Source organism: Bacillus sp. B28 (assembly GCF_029536185.1).
GTDB lineage: Bacteria > Bacillota > Bacilli > Bacillales > Bacillaceae > Bacillus > Bacillus halotolerans.
On sequence record NZ_CP120511.1, the window covers coordinates 3,012,350 to 3,033,418 of the forward strand.

Annotated in this window: 21 protein-coding genes, 1 pseudogene and 1 riboswitch; of the genes and pseudogenes, 7 read left to right on the forward strand and 15 right to left on the reverse strand. The window is 43.7% G+C overall.

What is annotated here, in order from left to right:
* Positions 1 to 57: 57 nt before the first annotated feature.
* The 8 genes and pseudogenes from ytrF to P3L57_RS15000 form a co-directional block, all read right to left on the reverse strand.
* Positions 58 to 1,369, reverse strand: a pseudogene (ytrF, locus tag P3L57_RS14965) (ABC transporter permease YtrF).
* Complete coding sequence (ytrE, locus tag P3L57_RS14970; protein ID WP_059291790.1) at positions 1,359 to 2,054, reverse strand: ABC transporter ATP-binding protein YtrE; 696 nt, start codon at positions 2,052 to 2,054, stop codon at positions 1,359 to 1,361. The pseudogene ytrF and the gene ytrE overlap by 11 nt, the downstream one beginning before the upstream one ends.
* A gap of 14 nt (positions 2,055 to 2,068) precedes the next feature.
* Positions 2,069 to 3,046, reverse strand: coding sequence for an ABC transporter permease YtrD (gene ytrD, locus P3L57_RS14975; protein ID WP_069487028.1), 978 nt, complete (start codon positions 3,044 to 3,046; stop codon positions 2,069 to 2,071).
* A 31-nt stretch (positions 3,047 to 3,077) separates the two neighbouring features.
* Complete coding sequence (locus P3L57_RS14980; protein WP_069487027.1) at positions 3,078 to 4,064, reverse strand: ABC transporter permease subunit; 987 nt, start codon at positions 4,062 to 4,064, stop codon at positions 3,078 to 3,080.
* Positions 4,058 to 4,936, reverse strand: coding sequence for an ABC transporter ATP-binding protein YtrB (gene ytrB / locus P3L57_RS14985; RefSeq protein WP_044153718.1), 879 nt, complete (start codon positions 4,934 to 4,936; stop codon positions 4,058 to 4,060). The genes P3L57_RS14980 and ytrB overlap by 7 nt, the downstream gene beginning before the upstream one ends.
* Positions 4,929 to 5,321, reverse strand: coding sequence for a GntR family transcriptional regulator YtrA (gene ytrA / locus P3L57_RS14990; RefSeq protein ID WP_024122575.1), 393 nt, complete (start codon positions 5,319 to 5,321; stop codon positions 4,929 to 4,931). Before ytrA ends, ytrB begins: the two co-directional genes overlap by 8 nt.
* 33 nt (positions 5,322 to 5,354) lie before the next feature.
* Positions 5,355 to 5,492, reverse strand: a complete 138-nt coding sequence (locus P3L57_RS14995) for a hypothetical protein (protein WP_044153715.1) — start codon at positions 5,490 to 5,492, stop codon at positions 5,355 to 5,357.
* Between the two features lie 153 nt (positions 5,493 to 5,645).
* Positions 5,646 to 5,918, reverse strand: coding sequence for a YtzC family protein (locus tag P3L57_RS15000; RefSeq protein WP_010331570.1), 273 nt, complete (start codon positions 5,916 to 5,918; stop codon positions 5,646 to 5,648).
* A gap of 161 nt (positions 5,919 to 6,079) precedes the next feature.
* Here P3L57_RS15000 and mnmL point away from each other — a divergent pair, with 161 nt between their 5' ends.
* Positions 6,080 to 7,048 (forward strand): tRNA modification radical SAM protein MnmL/YtqA, encoded by a 969-nt coding sequence (mnmL, locus tag P3L57_RS15005; protein ID WP_069487026.1) that lies wholly within the window; start codon positions 6,080 to 6,082, stop codon positions 7,046 to 7,048.
* Positions 7,045 to 7,629: a tRNA 5-(aminomethyl)-2-thiouridylate-methyltransferase MnmM gene (gene mnmM, locus P3L57_RS15010; RefSeq protein WP_059335634.1), complete on the forward strand. Its 585-nt coding sequence runs from the start codon at positions 7,045 to 7,047 to the stop codon at positions 7,627 to 7,629. The genes mnmL and mnmM overlap by 4 nt, the downstream gene beginning before the upstream one ends.
* Here the strand turns inward: mnmM and P3L57_RS15015 are convergent.
* Together P3L57_RS15015 and P3L57_RS15020 are read right to left on the reverse strand one after the other, a co-directional pair.
* Positions 7,619 to 8,722 carry a tetraprenyl-beta-curcumene synthase family protein gene (locus P3L57_RS15015; RefSeq protein ID WP_069487400.1) on the reverse strand — a complete coding sequence of 368 codons (1,104 nt, stop codon included), beginning with the start codon at positions 8,720 to 8,722 and terminating at the stop codon, positions 7,619 to 7,621. The genes mnmM and P3L57_RS15015 overlap by 11 nt on opposite strands.
* A gap of 18 nt (positions 8,723 to 8,740) precedes the next feature.
* Positions 8,741 to 9,520 (reverse strand): alpha/beta hydrolase, encoded by a 780-nt coding sequence (locus tag P3L57_RS15020; protein ID WP_069487025.1) that lies wholly within the window; start codon positions 9,518 to 9,520, stop codon positions 8,741 to 8,743.
* A 50-nt stretch (positions 9,521 to 9,570) separates the two neighbouring features.
* Between P3L57_RS15020 and P3L57_RS15025 the strand changes: the two genes are divergently transcribed.
* The gene (locus P3L57_RS15025) at positions 9,571 to 10,080 is read left to right on the forward strand and encodes a gamma carbonic anhydrase (RefSeq protein WP_059291785.1); all 510 of its coding nucleotides are present in this window, start codon (positions 9,571 to 9,573) and stop codon (positions 10,078 to 10,080) included.
* A gap of 261 nt (positions 10,081 to 10,341) precedes the next feature.
* Here the strand turns inward: P3L57_RS15025 and alaP are convergent, their stop codons facing one another.
* The 3 genes from alaP to metK all read right to left on the reverse strand — a co-directional run bounded on the left by alaP (position 10,342) and on the right by metK (position 15,120).
* Positions 10,342 to 11,733: an alanine permease AlaP gene (alaP, locus tag P3L57_RS15030; RefSeq protein WP_024122582.1), complete on the reverse strand. Its 1,392-nt coding sequence runs from the start codon at positions 11,731 to 11,733 to the stop codon at positions 10,342 to 10,344.
* A 136-nt stretch (positions 11,734 to 11,869) separates the two neighbouring features.
* Positions 11,870 to 13,768: an asparagine synthase (glutamine-hydrolyzing) gene (asnB, locus tag P3L57_RS15035; protein WP_024122583.1), complete on the reverse strand. Its 1,899-nt coding sequence runs from the start codon at positions 13,766 to 13,768 to the stop codon at positions 11,870 to 11,872.
* A 149-nt stretch (positions 13,769 to 13,917) separates the two neighbouring features.
* Entirely contained in the window at positions 13,918 to 15,120 is a 1,203-nt protein-coding gene (gene metK / locus P3L57_RS15040; RefSeq protein WP_010331578.1) for a methionine adenosyltransferase, read from the reverse strand.
* A 168-nt stretch (positions 15,121 to 15,288) separates the two neighbouring features.
* A riboswitch (SAM riboswitch) is annotated at positions 15,289 to 15,428 on the reverse strand.
* Between the two features lie 198 nt (positions 15,429 to 15,626).
* Between metK and pckA the strand changes: the two genes are divergently transcribed.
* Positions 15,627 to 17,210: a phosphoenolpyruvate carboxykinase (ATP) gene (pckA, locus tag P3L57_RS15045; protein WP_044153700.1), complete on the forward strand. Its 1,584-nt coding sequence runs from the start codon at positions 15,627 to 15,629 to the stop codon at positions 17,208 to 17,210.
* A gap of 39 nt (positions 17,211 to 17,249) precedes the next feature.
* On the opposite strand, the gene P3L57_RS15050 is transcribed toward pckA, so the two are convergent.
* Positions 17,250 to 17,492 (reverse strand): DUF2584 domain-containing protein, encoded by a 243-nt coding sequence (locus P3L57_RS15050; protein WP_024122585.1) that lies wholly within the window; start codon positions 17,490 to 17,492, stop codon positions 17,250 to 17,252.
* A 51-nt stretch (positions 17,493 to 17,543) separates the two neighbouring features.
* Complete coding sequence (locus tag P3L57_RS15055; RefSeq protein WP_059291781.1) at positions 17,544 to 18,317, reverse strand: alpha/beta hydrolase family protein; 774 nt, start codon at positions 18,315 to 18,317, stop codon at positions 17,544 to 17,546.
* 149 nt (positions 18,318 to 18,466) lie between these two features.
* On the opposite strand from P3L57_RS15055, the gene P3L57_RS15060 reads away from it, so the two are divergent.
* The 3 genes from P3L57_RS15060 to P3L57_RS15070 are packed head-to-tail and all read left to right on the forward strand — an operon-like array spanning position 18,467 to position 21,053.
* Positions 18,467 to 19,471 carry an ABC transporter substrate-binding protein gene (locus P3L57_RS15060; RefSeq protein WP_044153693.1) on the forward strand — a complete coding sequence of 335 codons (1,005 nt, stop codon included), beginning with the start codon at positions 18,467 to 18,469 and terminating at the stop codon, positions 19,469 to 19,471.
* Positions 19,472 to 19,483: 12 nt separating this feature from the next.
* Positions 19,484 to 20,266 carry an ABC transporter ATP-binding protein gene (locus P3L57_RS15065; protein WP_024122588.1) on the forward strand — a complete coding sequence of 261 codons (783 nt, stop codon included), beginning with the start codon at positions 19,484 to 19,486 and terminating at the stop codon, positions 20,264 to 20,266.
* Positions 20,241 to 21,053, forward strand: a complete 813-nt coding sequence (locus tag P3L57_RS15070; protein ID WP_059352153.1) for an ABC transporter permease — start codon at positions 20,241 to 20,243, stop codon at positions 21,051 to 21,053. Before P3L57_RS15065 ends, P3L57_RS15070 begins: the two co-directional genes overlap by 26 nt.
* The last annotated feature ends 16 nt before the right edge of the window (positions 21,054 to 21,069 follow it).

Here is a 21,069-nt window from a genome sequence, read left to right on the forward strand (position 1 = left end):
CAAATCTTGTTGATGCGCTATACAGAAAAGCCGGCTGGTTCAGCCGGCTTTTTCTGATTACAACTCTCTTCTTAATGCTGTCAGCACGTTGGTTTTTGTTGCTTTTCGGGCTGGGTTCATACCCGAGATCACAGCGACACCGCCGCAAATCACAACCGCAATGATGACAAGGCTGAGCGGAATATAAGAAAACGTATAATTCAGATCGCCCGCTTCGCCTCCGCTTGTCGCCGCGAGAATCATCGGAACGGCCAGGTTGACAAGGTAGCTCACGCCGTAAGAAATGATAATTCCAATCACACAGCCTAAAATTCCGATATACGCGCTTTCCATCAAGAACATCCGGCGAATGATTGACGGACTCGCCCCGATCGCTTTCATAATGCCGATCTCCTGCGTTCTTTCTGTAACCGCCATCGTCATCGTGTTAAATATTCCAATGGCTGAAATGATAACCGCGATACACCCGACAAAGATCAGGCCGATTTTGAAGACCATGAAGAAGGTGTTGGCTCCTTCAAGCTCGGTAGTAACTGATGTGACATAGTATCCGTCATCTGTCAGATCATTTGTCAGCTGTTCCACATTCTCAAATTTATCAGCAAAAACGCCAACATTTTTTTCAACATTCCCGCCCTTGAAGTCCAAAAATTCCGAAAAGTCCTTCTTGAATTGATCACTAATAAAGATGTTTGAATCTTCCATCCAGTCTTGAGATGGTTTTTTTGTCATACCGACAATTTTAAAGTCATATGTTTTTGTTTTCGTAACATCCCCTGTTTTAGGATCTGTTTTCGATACACTTAATTCAATCGTTTTGTTCAGGATGTCTTTCGTATAACCCTTTGGTTCTTCTATATCTTCGGGGTTTCCATTAGCTTCCTCGATTTTTTTGTTATATGCTTCAGATTCTTTTTTCGTCAATAATCTCTTTGCAAAATCGTATCCTACTACGATTTCATTTTCCGACTTTGCGACTCTTCCTTTTTCTAATTCCATATTGGCCTTTAATTCATCATTCATATTGGTAAAGATAAGATTAGAGCTTTCATTTGTGCGATTGCCTAAAGTTGCTTTGTTTGGCTCATACACTTGCGTTCTTTCTACAACTGACCTTACATGATCATACTTCTCTAAATCAGCTTTTTTAATAGGCTTATCCCCTTCCTTGCCCATTACACTGACTTTAGTCACAATTTGCTGGCTCATTGTCATATCTGTGATTGTCTTTTGAATCCCGAATCCAACCCGACGACAGCACAACTAAAAACGCACACGCCATTGTTGTCGCAAGAATTGTCATAAAGACGCGGAGCCTGTTTTTCTTCATATTTCTTCTGATAAAATGAACCTGATCCTTAAATCTCAACGGTAATACCCCCTTTTAACACACCGTCATGCAGCTGGAATTTTGAGTGTCCGATTGAAGCCACTTCATCGTCATGGGTAATAATCACAAATGTAATGCCCCGCTCACGGTTCAGCTGCTGAATCAATTCAAGCACTTCCTGTTCCGTTTCTGAATCTAGACTTCCCGTCGGCTCATCCGCTAAAATAATCGACGGATTTAAAATCAGCGCTCTCGCAATGCTGACACGCTGCTGCTGTCCGCCTGACAGTTCATTAGGATAATGAGCAGCATGGTTTTCAAGACCGACGCGCTTCAGCATATCCTGTACCTTTTGCTTGCGCTCAGACGGCTTGATCCCTTTTAACGCCAGCGGCATTTCCACATTTTCATACGTCGTTAAGCCCGGGATGAGCTGAAAGCTTTGAAATATAAACCCAAAGTGTTCTAGGCGGAAAGTAGCCCATTCCTTTTCATTAAAGCCCGTGACATCAGTTCCGTTAATCACAATACGCCCTTTTGTCGGTGAGATGTAGCCGGATATTAAATTCAGAAGCGTTGATTTTCCTGATCCGCTTCGTCCGACGATACAGGCGATTTCCCCTTTCGCAACAGTCAACGAGACATCTTTTAAGACAGGCACTTCATTCTCACGGCCCTTTTTTCCGATCGTGAAAGAATGGTTAATATGCTGAACATCAATCATCTTTTCTTTCTCCCTTATACATGTTTTGTTTTTTTATAAATCGCAAAATAGCTAATGAAAAAACCAATTAACGCTCCTGCAGCCATTCCGATGGCATAACCGCTAAAGCTCTCGCTTGCAGAAAAACCAAAATAACCGAAGCCCATGATTCCTATAATAATGACGATGATCTGCACCGGACGGTCAAGCGGCTTCCATAAGAAGAAATACCCGTTTCTTTCATTAGACAGGTTGACAAAACTAATATAGCCGATGATATAGAAGATGATAGTCATGATAGCCGGAATCACTAAATAATGTGGTGAATTCTCAACCCAATTCGTATCTACAAAGGTTATTGGAATGAAATACTGCACCCATTTGGGTATTGGACCATGGATAAACTCTATTGATCCGCCCAAAAGGATCTCGATGTTGATCGCAGGCAGGCTGATGAGTAAAAACGGCGAAATGGCCACGGTAAATGAGACCAAAAGCTGTGCAAAAGTATTGCCCGTCAGAGCTCCGCCAGCCATAACCAAAGAATAAGCCAGCATGCTGACAATGATCATTCCCAAGCTGTAGTTGTGAAAATAAACGGCCTGATCAGGTTTCAAAAGCAATAGCAGCAGAACGGATAAAACATATCCTATGAATTGCGGAACCACAATCATCATTCCGCCGAGCACAAACTTTGCGTTAAATATCTGCCCGCGTGTATATGGAAGGCTTAAAGTAAAATCAAACAAGCCCTTGCTTCGTTCAATCCCCAGCTGGCTGACCGCCAAAACGACTCCCCAAATCCAAAATACTGAGATAAATGTGCTGTTTAAATAATCAACGCTGAATACGCAGGGGCCGACCCAATTTTCTTTTCCAGTAACACAGCCTTGATAGGTAAGATACATATTTAAAATCGATAAAGGATTACCTAGTATAAAAACCAAAATGGTGATAACTAAGGCGACTTTATTTTGTTTCCACTCCTTATAAAGCAGACCGGAGTCCGGCATTTTACTTCCCTCCAAACTTTAAGCCGTTATCTTAATGTCTTACTTTTTTAAAGATGGAAAAATAACTGATCAAAAATCCGACAATTCCTCCGATAATCATTCCGATAATGTAACCCGCTATGGATTCACCAGCAGAATGCCCCACTATACCAAAACCCAGGATTCCTAACACGATGACAAGGATTTGGATAGGTCGATCTAATGTTTTCCATAAGAAAAAGTATCCATTACGCTCATTATGATGTTTTATAAAACTTATATAGGCAATGAAATAAAAGAGAATACTCATCACTGCAGGGATTAGTAATAAGTATTTACTTTCCGCCACCCAACTTGAATCCACATAAGCAATCGGGGAAAAGTCCATCAAATTATTTTCAAAATCGAAGTAATATTCAACATTAGGTAACATTTTCCAAATTTGAATCCCTGAGATAATCTCTATATTTGAAAAAGGCAAAACGATAATCAAATATGGCAATACAGAAGTTGCAAAAGCTGTCAACAACTGAGCAAAAGCGTTTCCAGTTAACGTCCCAGCGGCCATTACTAATGAGTAAAACATAATGCTGGTGATCATAACACCGATGCTTCCATGTTCAAAAAAGTTTACTTGTTCAGGTTTTAAGAAAAGAATCAGCAGCCATGCTAATAAAAATCCGACTAATTGCGAAAGCACAAGGACAACTGCGCCTAGCCAAAATTTCGTTTGAAAAATTTGGCTTCTTTTATATGGAAGACCTAACAAAAAGTCCATCGTACCTCTCGAACGTTCAAGCCCGACCAAACATACTGCCAGTATAATCCCTATCACCCAATTGATTTGAATCATGCTGTCTATGTGGTAATCTACAAAAAATGCACACAGTTTTGGATCTGAATGTGCTAGGCATGACTCGTTTAAAGAATATGAGTGATAAATCGTTAAAGGATTTGCCAGCACCAAAAACACAATACTTAACACAATCACCACTTGATTCTGCTTCCACTCTCGATAGAGGAGACCTCGGTCTACCATCTCCGCTTCCCTCCAAACTTCGCAATGAATACTTCTTCTAGGTTGACAGGAAGCTCATTCCACACTTTTGGCTTCAGCTCTCTCAAAAAGCTCTTGTTCTTCTCATCGCTTTTCGGGATCAGCACCGTGTAAAACACACCGGCCTGATCGAGCATCGGAATGTTTTGCTCTCTGATGGCTAAATTGACATCTGTATCAAACGCCATTTGAATTTTGATGTATTCTTCTTTTAGCTCATCAAGATCCATCACATTCGTCAGTCTGTTATCTTCAAGAAAACCAATTCGGTTGCACATCCGTTCAATGTCCTCAAGGCGATGGGAAGTGATCAGAATGCTCGTATCACGCTCCGCCACTTCATCGACCATCAGCTGCAGCACATCATGCCTTGTCACCGCGTCTATTCCATCCGTCGGCTCATCAAGGAGAATCAGCGCCGGTCTCGCCGCAAACGACAGAACGAGCGACAGCTGTTTTTTCAAACCTGTCGACAGCTCGCGGTATTTTTTCGTTTCCGGAATTTCATATCTGTTCATCAGCTCATTCGCGTACGTGACATCAAATTTCGGATAAATTCTTCTTAGGATATCGACTAGCTGCTTGTATGTATACTTGTCGTAAAAAGGATTTTGAACAGGCATGTAGATGATATTCTGTTTGACTTTCGGATGCTTTTTGATTTCTACGCCGTCAAATAAAATCGTCCCGCTGTCGGCGAAAATGATTTGCTGGATTAAGCGAAGCATTGTTGTTTTGCCTGACCCATTGCGGCCGAGCAGCCCGAAGATTTCTCCTTTTTCAATTGTTAATGAAACATCTTTTAATACTTGATTTCCGTCAATCGTTTTTGACAGCTGTCTTAATTCAATCATCGCTCTTACCCCCTTTCACATCAGCGCTGATTTCTTTTATCCATTCTTGCAGTTTATCCAGCTCAACCCCCGCATAATGTGCATCGATGATGAGCTGTTTGAGTTGCTCTTTAATCATCGTCATCTTCCCTTCAACCAGTGTCGTTTTTGCATTTTCCGATATATAGGTCCCTCTGCCACGCAGCGTTTCAATAATACCCTCTCGCTCAAGCTCTTTGTACGCTTTGCTGACAGTATTCGGATTCGCAATAATGATCGTCGCCAATTCTCTGACAGAAGGAAGCTTATCACCAGGCTTCATGATCCCTTTCAAACAAAGCTCTTTCATTTGCTGAATAATTTGTTCGTAAATGGGCGTTGAGCTTCTTGGATCGATTTGAATCATTTACTTCCCTACTTTCTATACGATCTGAACCTTTTATAGATAAAACTGATCAATTATACTTTTTTGACATTCAAAACCGATCATTACAAGAACAAGAAAAAAAGAACAAGCGATCACAGATGCCGCGATCAGCATTGGCACGTTACGTTTGTTTCGTTTTTTATGTTTCATAACTGCCTCCCTTAATTTCAATATATAAATGACTTTTCATCAGTGTCTATAGTGTATTACTTCAATTAGTACACTTAATACAATAAATACTTTGACGCACAAAGTCAATCCTTTTTTTACAAAAAACGGACCCTTATCAAAAGGGTCCGTTTCTTACACATCAAGAGGGTGCTGCAAGATCATATTATTTTGCAAAGCTTGAAGCTGAAGTCTCATTCTGTACAGCTGTTCTCTCTGCTGATCATTTGATGACAGCCATAGTTTATTCAAGGCATTTACCGCATTTTCAATCTGCATTTGCGCATCACTGTATTCTTGGTCGTTATAATGCTCTTGTTTAGAAGCGATTTTCAGCTGTTCTTCAGCATAATCATACGCCTGCATACATTGTTGGAGATGTTCATCTACTGATTGTCTTGTTGCCACAGTAACCCCTCCTCTTGGTAATGGAAACAATCCATCATCCATAGTGTAGCCTCATCAGACATGATTCAATAAAGAAATTTATGGTCGATATTCATTTGTTCTCATATGAAATGCGTGCTACAATTTTAGGATGCAATTGTACGCAAGGAGGCATATTAATCGTGATTCAGAACAATCCTTTTCCTTATTCAAATACGGAAAAACGCTATCATACATTAAATTATCATCTCAGAGATCATTTCGGGCATAAGGTATTTAAAGTAGCGCTTGACGGCGGCTTCGACTGCCCGAACCGGGACGGCACTGTCGCTCACGGCGGCTGTACCTTTTGCAGCGCTGCGGGCTCCGGTGATTTTGCAGGAAACCGGGCCGATGATTTAATGACACAATTCCACGACATTAAAAACCGCATGCACGAAAAATGGAAGAACGGGAAATATATCGCTTATTTCCAAGCTTTCACCAATACGCATGCTCCGGTTGACGTGTTGCGAGAGAAATTCGAGTCTGTTGTCGCGCTCGACGATGTGGTCGGCCTTTCAATCGCCACACGTCCGGACTGCCTGCCGGATGACGTTGTTGAGTATTTGGCAGAACTGAATGAACGCACGTATCTTTGGGTGGAGCTTGGGCTTCAGACAGTTCACGAACGCACAGCTCTTCTGATCAACCGGGCACATGACTTTGACTGTTACGTTGAAGGTGTGAATAAGCTAAGAAAACACGGCATACGCGTCTGCTCGCATATAATCAACGGACTTCCTCTGGAAGACCGCGATATGATGATGGAAACGGCAAAGGCAGTGGCAGATTTGGACGTCCAGGGTATTAAAATCCATTTGCTTCACCTGCTGAAGGGCACGCCGATGGTGAAACAATACGAAAAAGGAAAGCTGGAATTTCTCTCTCAAGACGAATATGTGCAGCTCGTCTGTGACCAGCTTGAAATCATCCCGCCAGAAATGATCGTACACCGTATCACTGGTGACGGGCCGATTGAATTGATGATTGGGCCGATGTGGAGTGTGAACAAATGGGAAGTGCTTGGCGCTATCAATAAAGAACTTGAAAACCGCGGCAGCTACCAAGGTAAGTTCTTTCAGCGTCTTCAGGAGGAATCGGCCTTATGATTCTGAAAAAAATTCTTCCCTACAGTAAAGAGCTGCTGAAAATGGCCGCAGGGGATGGAGACATCGTTGTTGACGCCACAATGGGGAACGGGCACGACACCCTGTTTTTAGCTGAGCTTATCGGTGAAAACGGCCATGTATACGCATTTGATATACAAGAATCAGCAGTGGCCAATACGAAGGAGCGGCTCGGTGACACCTATCAAAACCGGACAACTTTATTTCATAAAAGCCATGACAAAATTGCTGAATCACTTCCGCAGGAAACACATGGCAAAGTGGCGGCCGCTGTGTTTAACCTCGGCTATCTGCCAGGCGGGGACAAATCGATTACGACGAGCGGCAATTCAACCATCAAAGCAATTGAACAGCTTCTCAGCATCATGAAAGATGAAGGCCTGATTGTGCTGGTCGTCTATCATGGCCACCCGGAAGGCAAAGCTGAAAAAAACGACGTGCTCGACTTCTGCCGGGACTTGGATCAGCAAACAGCCCGCGTCTTAACATACGGATTTATCAATCAGCAAAATGACCCGCCGTTTATTATTGCTATCGAAAAAAAAGCTCAAATCAGCAAATGATTTGAGCTTTTTTCTTTGAGTTTTTCATCCAGGCCATTTTTTGAAACTTTCTGTAGGCTCTGCCGTTGATATAAAAGAAAAAGGAGGCTTTTCCGCTTGCTTTGATCAGCTTCTTCGCGAGCCGGCCCATTTCCTTCTGGCCCGCCACTTTATCATCAGACAAATAGACACCCAGCAAGCCGCGGTTGATTAAGCGGTGGAAGTTTTCGTGCGGAATGCCGTGCAGATGTTCATCGGCTTTCTGAATAAAGTGCTGCAGCCGATTCATCATTTCTTCATGCGACTGATAATACGAGCAGAAATTCAAGTCCCCTTCAAGCAAGTCCTCCTCCTGGTCAATCAAATAATCAAGCAGAATATGAAGACCTTGTATGTAAGGAAAATAACTGTTGCGGATTTTTTTTGCGGTGCTTTCAGTAAAATCGGGCTGAAACGAATATGCGACAAGACAGAAAATGCCTAGCGTGGAGCCTGCACAAGCTGAGAATTCATACCATTCCATCTCGGGAAGCTCTGTTTCATATTGGGTAAACCACTTTTCAAGGCGCGGGACACGCTCATGCTCAACAACGTGCTTATGCACCTGCAAATCGCAATAATAGCCGCAAAGCTCAAGCAGATAAGGTTTAATCATTTCGTAGTGTTCAATAGATCCGAGGACACGCTGGCATGTTTTCACCAATTCCTGCAAATATCCGCTGTCATCCTGCTCGTCCCTGAATTGATAATAATGTTGCGGTTCAGCTCCCACTGTCAATGCGTCCTGCATAGAGGTGTGAAGCATTCGAAAATCTTCCGGGTCAAGTGATGTGCTGCGGTCGCACAAATTGTCCAGGTAATCGCTGATCGTTTGGTATGCGATGATGAACTCAACACATTTCTGCTTATGATTTCCTGACAATAAGGCCAATATGCCGCCGCCTTCGCAGTGAAACGTTTTATCTCGAATGCTTGCGGTTGCCTGTGCTTTTAATTCACTGTTTTTAATTGCTTCTGATCTTTGCTTCCATATGTTCAGCTCTTGATGAACGAGCGGAAAAATATCACGATATACTTTTGCCATCAGTCCAAAAGGATGTTCCGGTACTGTCAACACATGCACCCCCCTAGTTCATATATATTGCTCAGTAAATGCTCTTGCGGCTTTAAAAACGTCTTCTCTTTCCGGTTCATTAAAAATTTCATGATAAAGCCCTTCCCATTCCCTATATGACTTATTGTGGGAAGCAACCCCTGAAAACCACTTGATGACCTTCGTTTTATCGACCAGCTTGTCATCTCCGGCCTGCATGACAAAAAGCGGCACCCTCAGAAAAGCCTCTGTCGGCACCATGGCAGACTCGAGAGTTTTTAACAGCTCTCTGTACCATCTGACAGAAACCTTCTTCACAAAGAGGGGATCGTTCTGGCCTGCTTCGATGACATCTTCATTGCGTGTCGCCATATCAATCGATAATCCTGAATCAACTTTAAGCGACGGAGCAATGACATTCAGCCCCTTTGATGCAAGATCAAGCACTTTATTGACTTTAATTTGCAGCCCGAGACACGGTGATGATAAAATAATTCCCGTAATGCGGGGGTTTCTCTGCTGTTTAAACCATTCAATCGCAATCAGGCCGCCCATGCTGTGGCCGAGAAGAAAAACAGGCAGTTCAAAGGTTCGCGCTTTATCTATCCAAGTATCTACTTCATCAATGTATTCTTGAAATGAGTGAATATGACCTCTGGCCCGGGTGGTTGTCCCTTGTCCCGGCAGATCACCCATTACAACGTGATAACCCGAAGATCTCCACATTTCACTCAGCCATTTATACCGTCCATGATGTTCACTTGCCCCGTGGATCATAACAATCACTGCCACAGGTCTGTCTGCTTTCCAGGTCCACATGCGGTTCACCTCATACAAAAATTAAATAGAGAAAGAAGGATGAAAGATATATGATTTACCCTTATAAGGAATACACGCCAGAAATCCACCCAACGGCTTTTGTAGCCGATAATGCAACAATTACCGGTGATGTGGTCATCGGGGAACAATCCAGCATTTGGTTCTCAGTTGTCATAAGAGGAGATGTAGCCCCGACCAGAATCGGTAACAGAGTCAATATCCAGGATTTAAGCTGCCTCCATCAAAGCCCGAACCGGACGCTTCTCATTGAAGATGACGCCACGATAGGCCATCAGGTTACACTCCATAGCGCCGTGATCCGCAAGAACGCCTTAATCGGCATGGGTTCAATCATTTTAGACGGAGCCGAAATCGGTGAAGGCGCATTTATCGGTGCCGGCAGCCTTGTTCCTCCGGGAAAAATCATTCCGCCAGGCCATCTAGCCTTCGGCCGCCCGGCAAAAGTCATCCGTCCTTTGACGGATGAAGACCGAAAAGACATGCAGAGAATACGGTCTGAATATGTAACAAAGGGTCAATATTATAAATCACTTCAATAAATGTAAGACCATCTTCGTTTTACTTTACCATTTTTCAAAATATTATTTAAGCGATAACCTTCGCTGACCCGAACCAAATGCAGTTCGGGTTTTTAATTTTCCATAAAACGTTCACATGTCAAAATAACTGTGTGACTTTTATCTTATCATAAAAAACGAGACGCCACTGTAAGCAGTCTCTGCAAAAAACTTATTCCTATTCTCTGCTCTCTATGAGCAGCTTTACTTAAACAAAAAAGAGCCCGCCAGGAGCTCTTTTTATCAGCTGATCTGTTGTTCAGTTGACACAGCTGCGTTTTTCTTATGAAAGCCTTTGCCATAATAAACGGCTATCAAAATCAGAAACCAAATCGGACCGACAATTACGGCGACTCTTGTTTCCGGGCTATAAGCCATCAGGATAATGACAAATGCTAAAAAGGCCAAAGATAAATATGACGTGAATGGGTAAAAAGGCATTTTGTATTTTAATTGTTTTTGATCCTTTGGCTGCATGCCTTTACGGTATTTGATCTGAGAAAGTAAGATGATCGCCCATGTCCAAATCGCCCCGAACGTCGCAATGCTTGTAACCCAAGTAAATACCTTCGCAGGCACGACATAGTTTAACAGCACGCCGACTAATAATGCACCCGCAGAAGCCAGTACGGCCTTACCCGGAATGCCGCCTTTGGTCAGCTTACCGTATGCTTTTGGCGCCTCGCTCTGCTCCGCTAAGTTAAAGAGCATACGTCCGGTGCTGAATATGCCGCTGTTGCAAGAAGACAGCGCTGCCGTCAGAACGACAAAGTTAATGATGCCTGCCGCATATGGAATCCCCACTTTTTCAAACGTGAGTACAAAAGGGCTTCCTTGCGATCCGATTTCCTGCCACGGATAAATGGACATGATAACAAATAAAGCACCGACGTAAAAAATCAAGATACGCCAAAATACCGTATCAATTGCTTTCGCTAATGATTTTTGCGGGTTTTTGACTTCGCCGGCAGTCACCCCTATCATCTCAATGCCTAAATACGCGAACATCACCATTTGAAGTGACAATAAAACCCCTTTTATTCCATGAGGAAAAAATCCGCCGTTGCTCCACAAGTTGCTGATGCCAGTCGCAATGCCTCCATTGCCGACTCCTGCAATGATCATTAATAAACCGACAGCAATCATAGAAAGGATCGCGACAATTTTAATCAATGCGAACCAAAACTCCAGCTCTCCATACGCCTTTACGGCGAGGAAATTAACACCAGTCATAATCACCAGCGCCGACAATGCCCAAATCCAATTGGGCACATCCGGAAACCAGTATCCCATATAAATTCCGACAGCAGTGATTTCCGCCATACAGGTTACAACCCATAAGAACCAGTAATTCCACCCGGTTAAGTAGCCTGCGAGCGGACCTAAGTAGTCACGCGCATACCTGCTGAAGGAGCCCGCGACCGGCTTTTGAATCGCCATTTCCCCAAGCGCCCTCATTATAAAAAACATAACCAGGCCGCTGCAGGCATATGCCACCAAAATACCCGGCCCTGCTAATTGAATAGCTGATGCGGAGCCAAGGAAAAGTCCCACTCCTATGGCAGCCCCTAAAGACATCAAAGAAATATGCCTTTCTTCCAGACCGCGATGCAATTCTTGTTTTTGTTTTTGCATGTTCCCTTCTCCCCTAGAAAAAAATATCATTACATCATTTTTCTGAATATTTCACACGAATGTGCAGGGTAATCAATGATGATGGAGAAATACTGGTATAATAACAAGGCTTTCGACGAATCGAAAGCCTTATCTGTTAGACAAAGATGACTTCTTTAGGCTGATGGCTCAGCTCTTCAGGCATATACCGTTTTTCAATATTGATGCTGTGCCAGATCATAAAGATGAGCACTGTCCAAATTTTACGGCTGTTATCAGCCTTGTCGGCACAATGGTCTTCAAGAAGCTGAAGAACGTAATCCTTATGGATATAAGCGTCCGTTTGGCTTTCCTGAATAATGCTGCGCACCCATTCGTTCATTTCGTTTTTCAGCCAATGACGGATCGGTACAGGGAAACCGAGCTTTTTGCGGTTCAATACATGATCCGGCACAATGCCTTCAGCAGCTTTGCGAAGGAGATACTTTGTCGTACCGTTCTTTGTTTTCAATTCATCAGGAATTTTAGACGCAACGTCAAATACGACTTTATCAAGGAATGGCACACGCAATTCCAAAGAATTCGCCATCGTCATTTTATCCGCTTTTAGCAAAATGTCGCCTCGCATCCAAGTGTGGATATCGACATACTGCATTTTGTTAATATCGCTGTATGAGCTGCTTTCTGTAAAGTAAGGCTTCGTCACATCACGATACGAAAGGCTCGGATCATAGTGCTTCAGCAGCTGTTTCTTCACGGATTCTTCAAAGATCTTCGCGTTGCCGATATAACGCTCCGGAAGCGGAGTGCAGCCGCGCTCAAGCAGGCTCTTTCCTCTCATTCCCTCAGGCATAACGGCCGCTACGTGCAGAAGCATCTTTTTCAAGCCGGACGGAATGCGTTCAAACGGTTTAAGAGAAAGCGGTTCACGGTAGATGTTGTATCCGCCGAACAGCTCGTCCGCACCTTCGCCAGATAACGCAACCGTTACGTGTTTTTTCGCTTCTTTCGCCACGAAATACAACGGAATCGCAGCCGGGTCTGCAAGCGGATCATCAAAGTGCCATACGATTTTAGGAAGCTCGTTCATGTATTCTTCAGGTGAAATGACTTTGCTGATATTTTCAATGCCCAGTGCAGCGGCAGTTTCTTTCGCTACATCAACTTCACTGAAGCCCTGCTGTTCAAATCCGACAGAAAATGTTTTCAGGTTGGGATGAAATTCTTTCGCAACGGATACAATAAACGAAGAATCGATTCCGCCTGATAGGAATGAACCGACAGGCACATCACTTCTCATATGAACGTTTACAGAGTCATAGATAGCGTCTCTGACTTCTTTAACAAGTTTATCTTCCTCCGTCTGAACAGGCTGGAAGCGCGCCTTGAAATACGTTTTGAATGTGATATCACCGTCAGGACGGATTGTAAACTGAGAACCCGGCTCTACTTTTTTCACATCAATATCAAGGGTACTTGGCTCAGGAACGAATTGGAAAGACATATACTGCTGTAATGCTTCTTTATCTATTTCAATATCATTTTGGGCTGCCATTAAACTTTTTCTCTCTGAGGCAAAATAAACCTGATCATTGATCGTTGTGTAATACAATGGCTTAATGCCGAATGGATCTCTTGCTCCATAAAGAACATGATCGTTTTTATTCCAAATCAGAAAGGCAAACATGCCGCGCAGCTTGGAAGCCGCTTCTTCTTTATAGTGACGGTAAGTCGCAAGAAGAACCTCTGTGTCAGAATCTGTGTTGAAAGTATATCCCTTTGCTTCAAGCTCTTCTCTCAGTTCGATATAGTTATAGATTTCCCCGTTAAAAATAATCCAATATTTTTCATCTTCATATGATAAAGGCTGTCCGCCATTCTCCACATCAATAATGCTGAGCCGTCTGAATCCGAATCCAACGTGCTCATCATGGTAATATCCATCACTGTCAGGACCGCGGTGAACGATCATTTGGTTCATTTGTTTGATTAGTTCTTCTTGATCAGCGGTTTGAGTTAACGGATGCTTGTTAAAAACCCCGACAAATCCACACATAGTATTGCCTCCATATTTAAAATTGTCATCATTGAACCCCTATTTATAGACGCTGTGAACAGTGTTTGGTTTCACAGTTATGTAAAAAAATAAACATGGATACATCGATAAAAAAGGGAAAGCCGCTTAACCAGTAAGCGGCTATAAAATTATTCTCCTAACGCTTCTTTACGCAGCTGTTCCGCTTTGTCTGTACGCTCCCACGGAAGGTCAACATCGTGGCGTCCAAAGTGGCCGTACGCGGCAGTCTGTTTGTAGATCGGACGGCGTAAATCAAGCATTTTGATAATGCCGGCAGGTCGTAAATCAAAGTTATTGCGCACAACTTCAATCAGTTTTTCCTCCGAAGCTTTTCCGGAACCGAATGTGTTGATTGAGATAGACACAGGCTGTGCAACACCGATCGCGTAAGCAAGCTGCACTTCGCAAGAATCTGCAAGCTCAGCCGCAACGATGTTTTTCGCAACGTATCTTGCAGCATAAGCAGCTGAACGGTCTACTTTCGTCGCATCTTTACCAGAGAACGCGCCGCCGCCGTGACGTGCGTAGCCGCCGTACGTATCAACGATGATTTTACGTCCTGTAAGCCCCGCATCCCCTTGAGGTCCTCCAATGACGAAACGGCCTGTAGGGTTAATGAAGTATTTTGTTTCTTCATCAATTAATTCTTCAGGAACAACCGGATTGATGACATGTTCTTTAATGTTGCGCTGAATTTGCTCAAGCGTAATTTCAGGGTGGTGCTGAGTTGAAATAACAATCGCGTCAATGCGGACAGGTTTGTTATTTTCATCATACTCAACCGTTACCTGTGTTTTGCCGTCAGGGCGAAGGTAAGGAAGAACATCTTCTTTACGCACTTCACTCAAGCGGCGGGCTAATTTATGAGCAAGTGAAATCGGAAGAGGCATGAGCTCTTTCGTTTCGTTGCACGCATAACCGAACATTAAACCTTGGTCACCAGCTCCGATTGCTTCAATTTCTTCGTCGCTCATTGTGCCTTCACGGGCTTCAAGCGCTTGGTCTACACCCATCGCAATATCAGCAGACTGCTCGTCAATTGATGTTAAAACCGCACAAGTTTCCGCATCAAATCCGTATTTTGCACGTGTGTATCCGATTTCTTTAATCGTTTCACGAACCGTTTTTGGAATGTCAACATACGTAGAAGTTGTGATTTCTCCGCTGACAAGAACCAAACCAGTTGTCACAGACGTTTCACAAGCAACACGCGCGTTAGGGTCTTTCTTTAAAATTTCATCTAAAATGCTGTCAGAAATCTGGTCACAGATTTTATCCGGATGCCCCTCCGTAACAGATTCTGATGTAAATAAACGACGATTTTTACTCATGATTTGCTTCCTCCTGCACAAGGCCTCCCGAAAGACCTTATATATATGATACGGAACTCGCTCCCTCTTATACAATGTTACGTTTATATTAGAGATGTTAATTGGCATATTTATGAAATAAAAAAACCTTTTCCGTTCGAGGAAAGGGTTTGGTCTTTGTGCCTTTCACTCTTATCGCTCAAGGAATCATTCAACCTTGCATCAGGTTAGCACCTTGGTTGTCTCACACAATTTGAACATAATGAATAATAGAGAAACCGGTTGCTGGGCTTCATAGGGCCTGTCCCTCCGCCAGCTCGGGATAAGAGTATCCGCTCAATGAAATATCTTATCGTAAAAGGGTTTGCAATGTCAATATGATTCAGAAGAAATAGGCACCTATATTGAGGGAAAACAATGGAAATGCACACACAAAAAACGATAAATAGTATAGACTATTTGAAAATATATGTTATACTAATTCACAATTAGCAAAACACAAATAAAATGATAAAGGAAGGTTTCTTATGAACTCAGTTGATTTAACCGCTGATTTGCAAGCCTTATTAACAAGTCCTAATGTGCAGCATAATTTATCTGCAGCTCAGCTTACAGAAAAAGTACTTTCCCGCAGCGAAGGCATTTTGACATCGACGGGTGCCGTCCGGGCGACCACAGGCGCTTACACGGGACGTTCGCCGAAGGATAAATTCATTGTAGAAGAAGCAAGCACAAAGAGTAAGATTGATTGGGGTCCGGTGAATCAGCCTATTTCCGAGGAAGCGTTTGACCGGCTGTACACGAAAGTTGTCAGCTATCTGAAACAGCGAGATGAGCTGTTTGTTTTCGAAGGATTTGCCGGTGCCGATGAAAAATACAGACTGCCGATCACCGTCGTTAATGAATTTGCATGGCACAATTTATTTGCCAGACAGCTGTTTATCCGCCCTGAAGACAATGATAAAAAAACAGTCGAACAGCCGTTTACCATTCTTTCCGCTCCGCATTTCAAAGCGGACCCAAAAACAGACGGCACACATTCAGAAACCTTTATTATTGTTTCTTTCGAAAAGCGCACGATTTTAATCGGCGGAACGGAGTATGCCGGAGAAATGAAAAAATCAATTTTCTCCATCATGAATTTCCTGCTGCCTGAGCGAGATATTTTATCCATGCATTGCTCCGCTAATGTCGGTGAAAAAGGCGATGTCGCGCTTTTCTTCGGCCTGTCAGGAACAGGAAAGACCACCCTTTCGGCGGATGCTGACCGGAAACTGATCGGTGATGATGAACACGGCTGGTCGGATACCGGTGTCTTCAATATCGAAGGCGGATGCTATGCCAAGTGTATTCATTTAAGCGAAGAAAAGGAACCGCAGATTTTTAAAGCGATTCGGTTTGGATCCGTTCTCGAAAATGTTGTTGTAGATGAAGATACGCGTGAAGCCAATTACGATGATTCCTTCTTTACAGAAAACACACGTGCCGCTTACCCGATTCATATGATCGACAACATTGTGTCTCCGAGCATTGCGGGCCACCCGTCAGCGATTGTATTTCTGACGGCTGATGCATTCGGCGTTCTGCCGCCAATCAGCAAGCTGACGAAGGAGCAGGCTATGTACCACTTCTTAAGCGGATATACGAGTAAACTAGCTGGAACCGAACGCGGCGTCACGTCTCCTGAGACGACATTCTCCACATGCTTCGGTTCACCGTTCCTTCCGCTCCCGGCCCATGTATATGCGGAGATGCTCGGCAAAAAGATCGACGAACACGGTGCAGACGTTTACTTGGTCAACACAGGCTGGACCGGCGGCGGCTACGGCACAGGCGAACGCATGAAGCTTTCATACACACGGGCGATGGTAAAAGCAGCGATTGAAGGCAAATTAGAAAATGTGCAAATGACCACTGACGATATTTTCGGCCTGCACATCCCGGTTCATGTTCCGGATGTTCCCGATCATATCCTACAGCCGGAAAACACGTGGAATAACAAAGAGGAATACAGAGAAAAGGCTGTGTATCTGGCAAACGAATTCAAAGAAAACTTCAAAAAGTTCACAAATACAGATGCCATCGCTCAAGCAGGCGGGCCTCTCGTATAAAAAAGCAAAAGCCAAGAGCAATTAAGCTCTTGGCTTGTTTTAATTGACTGTATGCAAGGAAGTCAGCTTGTACGTAATGATTGTCCGCCCGTCTGTCCATTCAAGCTTCTGCACTTCGGCTGTGCCTGACTTTTCACCAAACTTTGTTTTGCTGACATCCATCGGAATCTCCATTGGATAAATACGATACCCGTCTTTCTCTAATCTGAATATATTTTCATCTATGCGAACTTCTTTTCCTTTTGTCACAATCAATGTATTAAATTCAACAGGCATTCCCAAATTGAAATCCCCTTTCGTTCTCTTTTTTCTATATCATAACATATTTCACCGTCAGCGGTTTTTCATCCACTGCGTGAGCTGCCGCACAATACGCCGGTTTTCCTTCGGCGGAAAATAATGTGTGAATGTACTGTAGTACCACGTCTCTACAGGCTTGTACAGCTGTTTTAATTTCTCCTCAAATAAATACGAATGCTGAATGGAAACGTTTTGATCTTTTTCTCCGTGAATTAATAAAACGGGTGCCTCAATTTTGTTCACTTGGTCAAAAGGCGTTCGCCATTTGTATTCGTCAGGCACCTTTTTCGGCGTTCCCCCAATCACTCTTTTCATCATTCTTCGTAAATCCTGCCGCTCTTCATATGTAAGAATCATATCACTGACGCCTCCCCACGAAACGAACGAAGCCGCATGCCGTCCCATTTCAATCGCAGTAAGCATTCCCATGATGCCGCCTCTGGAGAAACCGAAAATATGAATTCTGTTCTTTTTCACTTGCGGATGCTGCTGGAGCAGGCGAAAAGCTGAAAAAGCATCCTCTCTGTCTTCTCCTGCAAAATCCTCGTTGCCCTCTCCTCCCTGGTTCCCTCTGTAAAAGGGGGCAAATACAACAAATCCTTGGGACGCAAACTGGATAATTCGGCCCGGTCTGACCATTCCAACACTTTTAATACCGCCGCGCAAATATAAAAAACCGTCATATTGCCCAGGTGCCGCCGGCTCCGCCAGCAGCCCTTTCACTTTTAAGCCATTTGAAAGGTAGCAGATGGTAAACAAGCGCACATGCCGGCTCGGCGACGGAAATCTTCTTTTCTCAACAATCAATGCTTCCGCCTCCTTTTTTCTTTATTCTTTCCTGCCTTTAAAAATAAATCCTGTAACCCGGATTGGGCATTCACACATTTTTATACCCATCATACGATATGTAAAGCAAAAAAGGATATTAACTTGATGCTAAATAAGGAGGTTGTCATGTGAACAAATGGTTAAGGCTGGGCTGTTTCTGCGTTTGCAGTGTGTTTCTCATCATTGCCCTGAGCGCTTGCAAGCAGGAAGAAACACTCACGAAAGTAAAAGTAGCCGAAGTGACCCATTCCATTTTTTATGCACCTTTATATGTTGCAGAATCTAAAGGCTTTTTCAAGGATGAAGGCCTTGATGTCGACGTCAATACGACCTGGGGCGGCGATAAAACGATGACTTCGCTTCTTTCAAACGGCTCGGACATTGCTCTTGTCGGTTCAGAAACATCCATTTATGTCGAATCGCAAAGGGCTAAAGACCCTGTCATTAACTTCGCACAGCTGACTCAGACAGACGGAACGTTCCTTGTCGCAAGAGAAGATGCCGAAAATTTCAGCTGGGATCAGCTGAAAGGAAAGACTTTTCTCGGCCAAAGAAAAGGCGGTATGCCGCAAATGGTCGGCGAGTATGTGCTGAACCAACACCACATTGATCCGCATAAGGATATTGAACTCATCCAAAACATAGACTTCGCCAATATATCCAATGCCTTTGCTTCCGGAACCGGTGAGTATGTCCAGCTTTTTGAACCGACTGCTTCACTCTTTGAGAAAGAAGGCATCGGCCACATCGTTGCTTCGTTCGGTGAAGAATCAGGCCAGGTTCCTTATACAACATTTATGGCAAAACAAAGCTATTTAAAGAAAAACGAGGATACAGCCGTCAAATTCACGAGAGCTATTTATAAAGCGCAGCAGTGGGTGGAAAACCACTCAGCGAAGGACATCACAGAAGCGATAAAAAATGAATTTGACGATACAGATCCAGATGTCATCGAAACGTCCATTGAACGCTACAAAAAACAAAATTCGTATTCTCCAGACCCGCTCCTCAACGAAAAAGAATGGGAACTGCTCCAAACGATTATGGATCAGTCGGGTGAACTGCCAAAGCATATACCATACAGTCAGCTTGTGAACAAACACATCGCCGAAAAAGTCACCTCGGAAAAATAGGAGGCGCCATCTATGTCTTTTTTACATGTCGACCATGTAACTCATACTTATTTTTCTATTAAAGAAAAAACCACCGCCGTACAGGACATTCATTTCGATGCCGAAAAAGGCGATTTCATCTCATTTCTCGGTCCGAGCGGCTGCGGAAAAACAACACTGCTTTCCATAATTGCAGGCTTAATTGAACCTTCGGAAGGCAGAGTTCTGATTGAAGGCCGCGAGCCGAATCAAAAAGAACATAACATTGGCTACATGCTTCAGCAGGATTACTTATTTCCCTGGAAATCCATTGAGGAAAATGTGCTCCTCGGTTTAAAAATTGCCGACACGCTTACTGAAGAAAACAAGGCCGCAGCACTTGGTCTTTTGCCGGATCTGGGTCTCGTTGATGTTGAAAAGAAATATCCTAAGGAGCTGTCAGGCGGGATGAGGCAGCGGGCCGCGCTTGCAAGAACTCTAGCCCCAAATCCAAGTCTGCTGTTGCTGGATGAGCCATTTTCCGCGCTTGATTTTCAAACGAAGCTGTCTTTGGAAAACCTCGTTTTCCGCACATTAAAGGAATATCAAAAAACAGCGGTGCTTGTCACTCATGATATAGGAGAAGCGATTGCGATGAGTGATACCATCTTTTTATTTTCTAATCAGCCGGGCACCATTCATCAAATTTTTACAATCCCTAGAGAATTGGCTGCGATGATGCCTTTTGACGCCCGGCAGGAGCCATCCTTCCAGACGCTGTTTCAAACGATATGGAAGGAGCTGAATTCTCTTGAGAAACAGCAAAGAAACAATTGATCTGCTTCACGAGCAATATCAATTTAAACAGAAAAAAGAGAAATGGAATGTACATTCTTTTCAGCTTGCGATATTTATCCTCTTTTTCTCCGGATGGGAAATCGCAAGCAGACAGGGCTGGATTGATCCTTTGATCTTCAGCTCGCCGTCAGCCGTATGGCGTTTACTGATAGAAAAGCTTGCTGACGGCTCATTGCTGTCGCATATCGGGGTTACTTTATTTGAGACGGTGCTTGGCTTTTTGCTGGGGACTTTCCTGGGCACGTGTCTTGCCGCGCTGTTATGGTGGTCCAATCGGCTTGCCAGAATATTAGATCCGTATCTGGTCATTTTAAATGCAATGCCGAAAGTGGCGCTCGGACCTATTCTGATTGTCGCGCTCGGTCCCGGCTTTGTCAGCATTATCGCGATGGGAGCGGTCATCAGTGTCATCATCACAACGATCGTCGTTTATACCGCCTTTCAAGAGGTGGATGAAAACTATATTAAAGTAATGAAAACATTCGGCGCAAACAAGTGGGTTATTTTTAAAGAAGCGATTCTTCCCGCATCTTCGCCCGCTATTATTTCAACACTGAAGGTAAACGTCGGTTTATCGTGGGTCGGTGTTATCGTAGGCGAGTTTCTTGTTTCAAAGGTCGGATTAGGATACATGATTATTTACGGATTCCAAGTCTTCAATTTTACACTCGTCTTCTTAAGCCTGTTGATCATTGCTGTATTTGCCACCCTGATGTATCAGGGCGTAGAACTGTTAGAAAAGAAGTGGACGAAGGGCAGAACATAAAAAACCCGGCGGATAG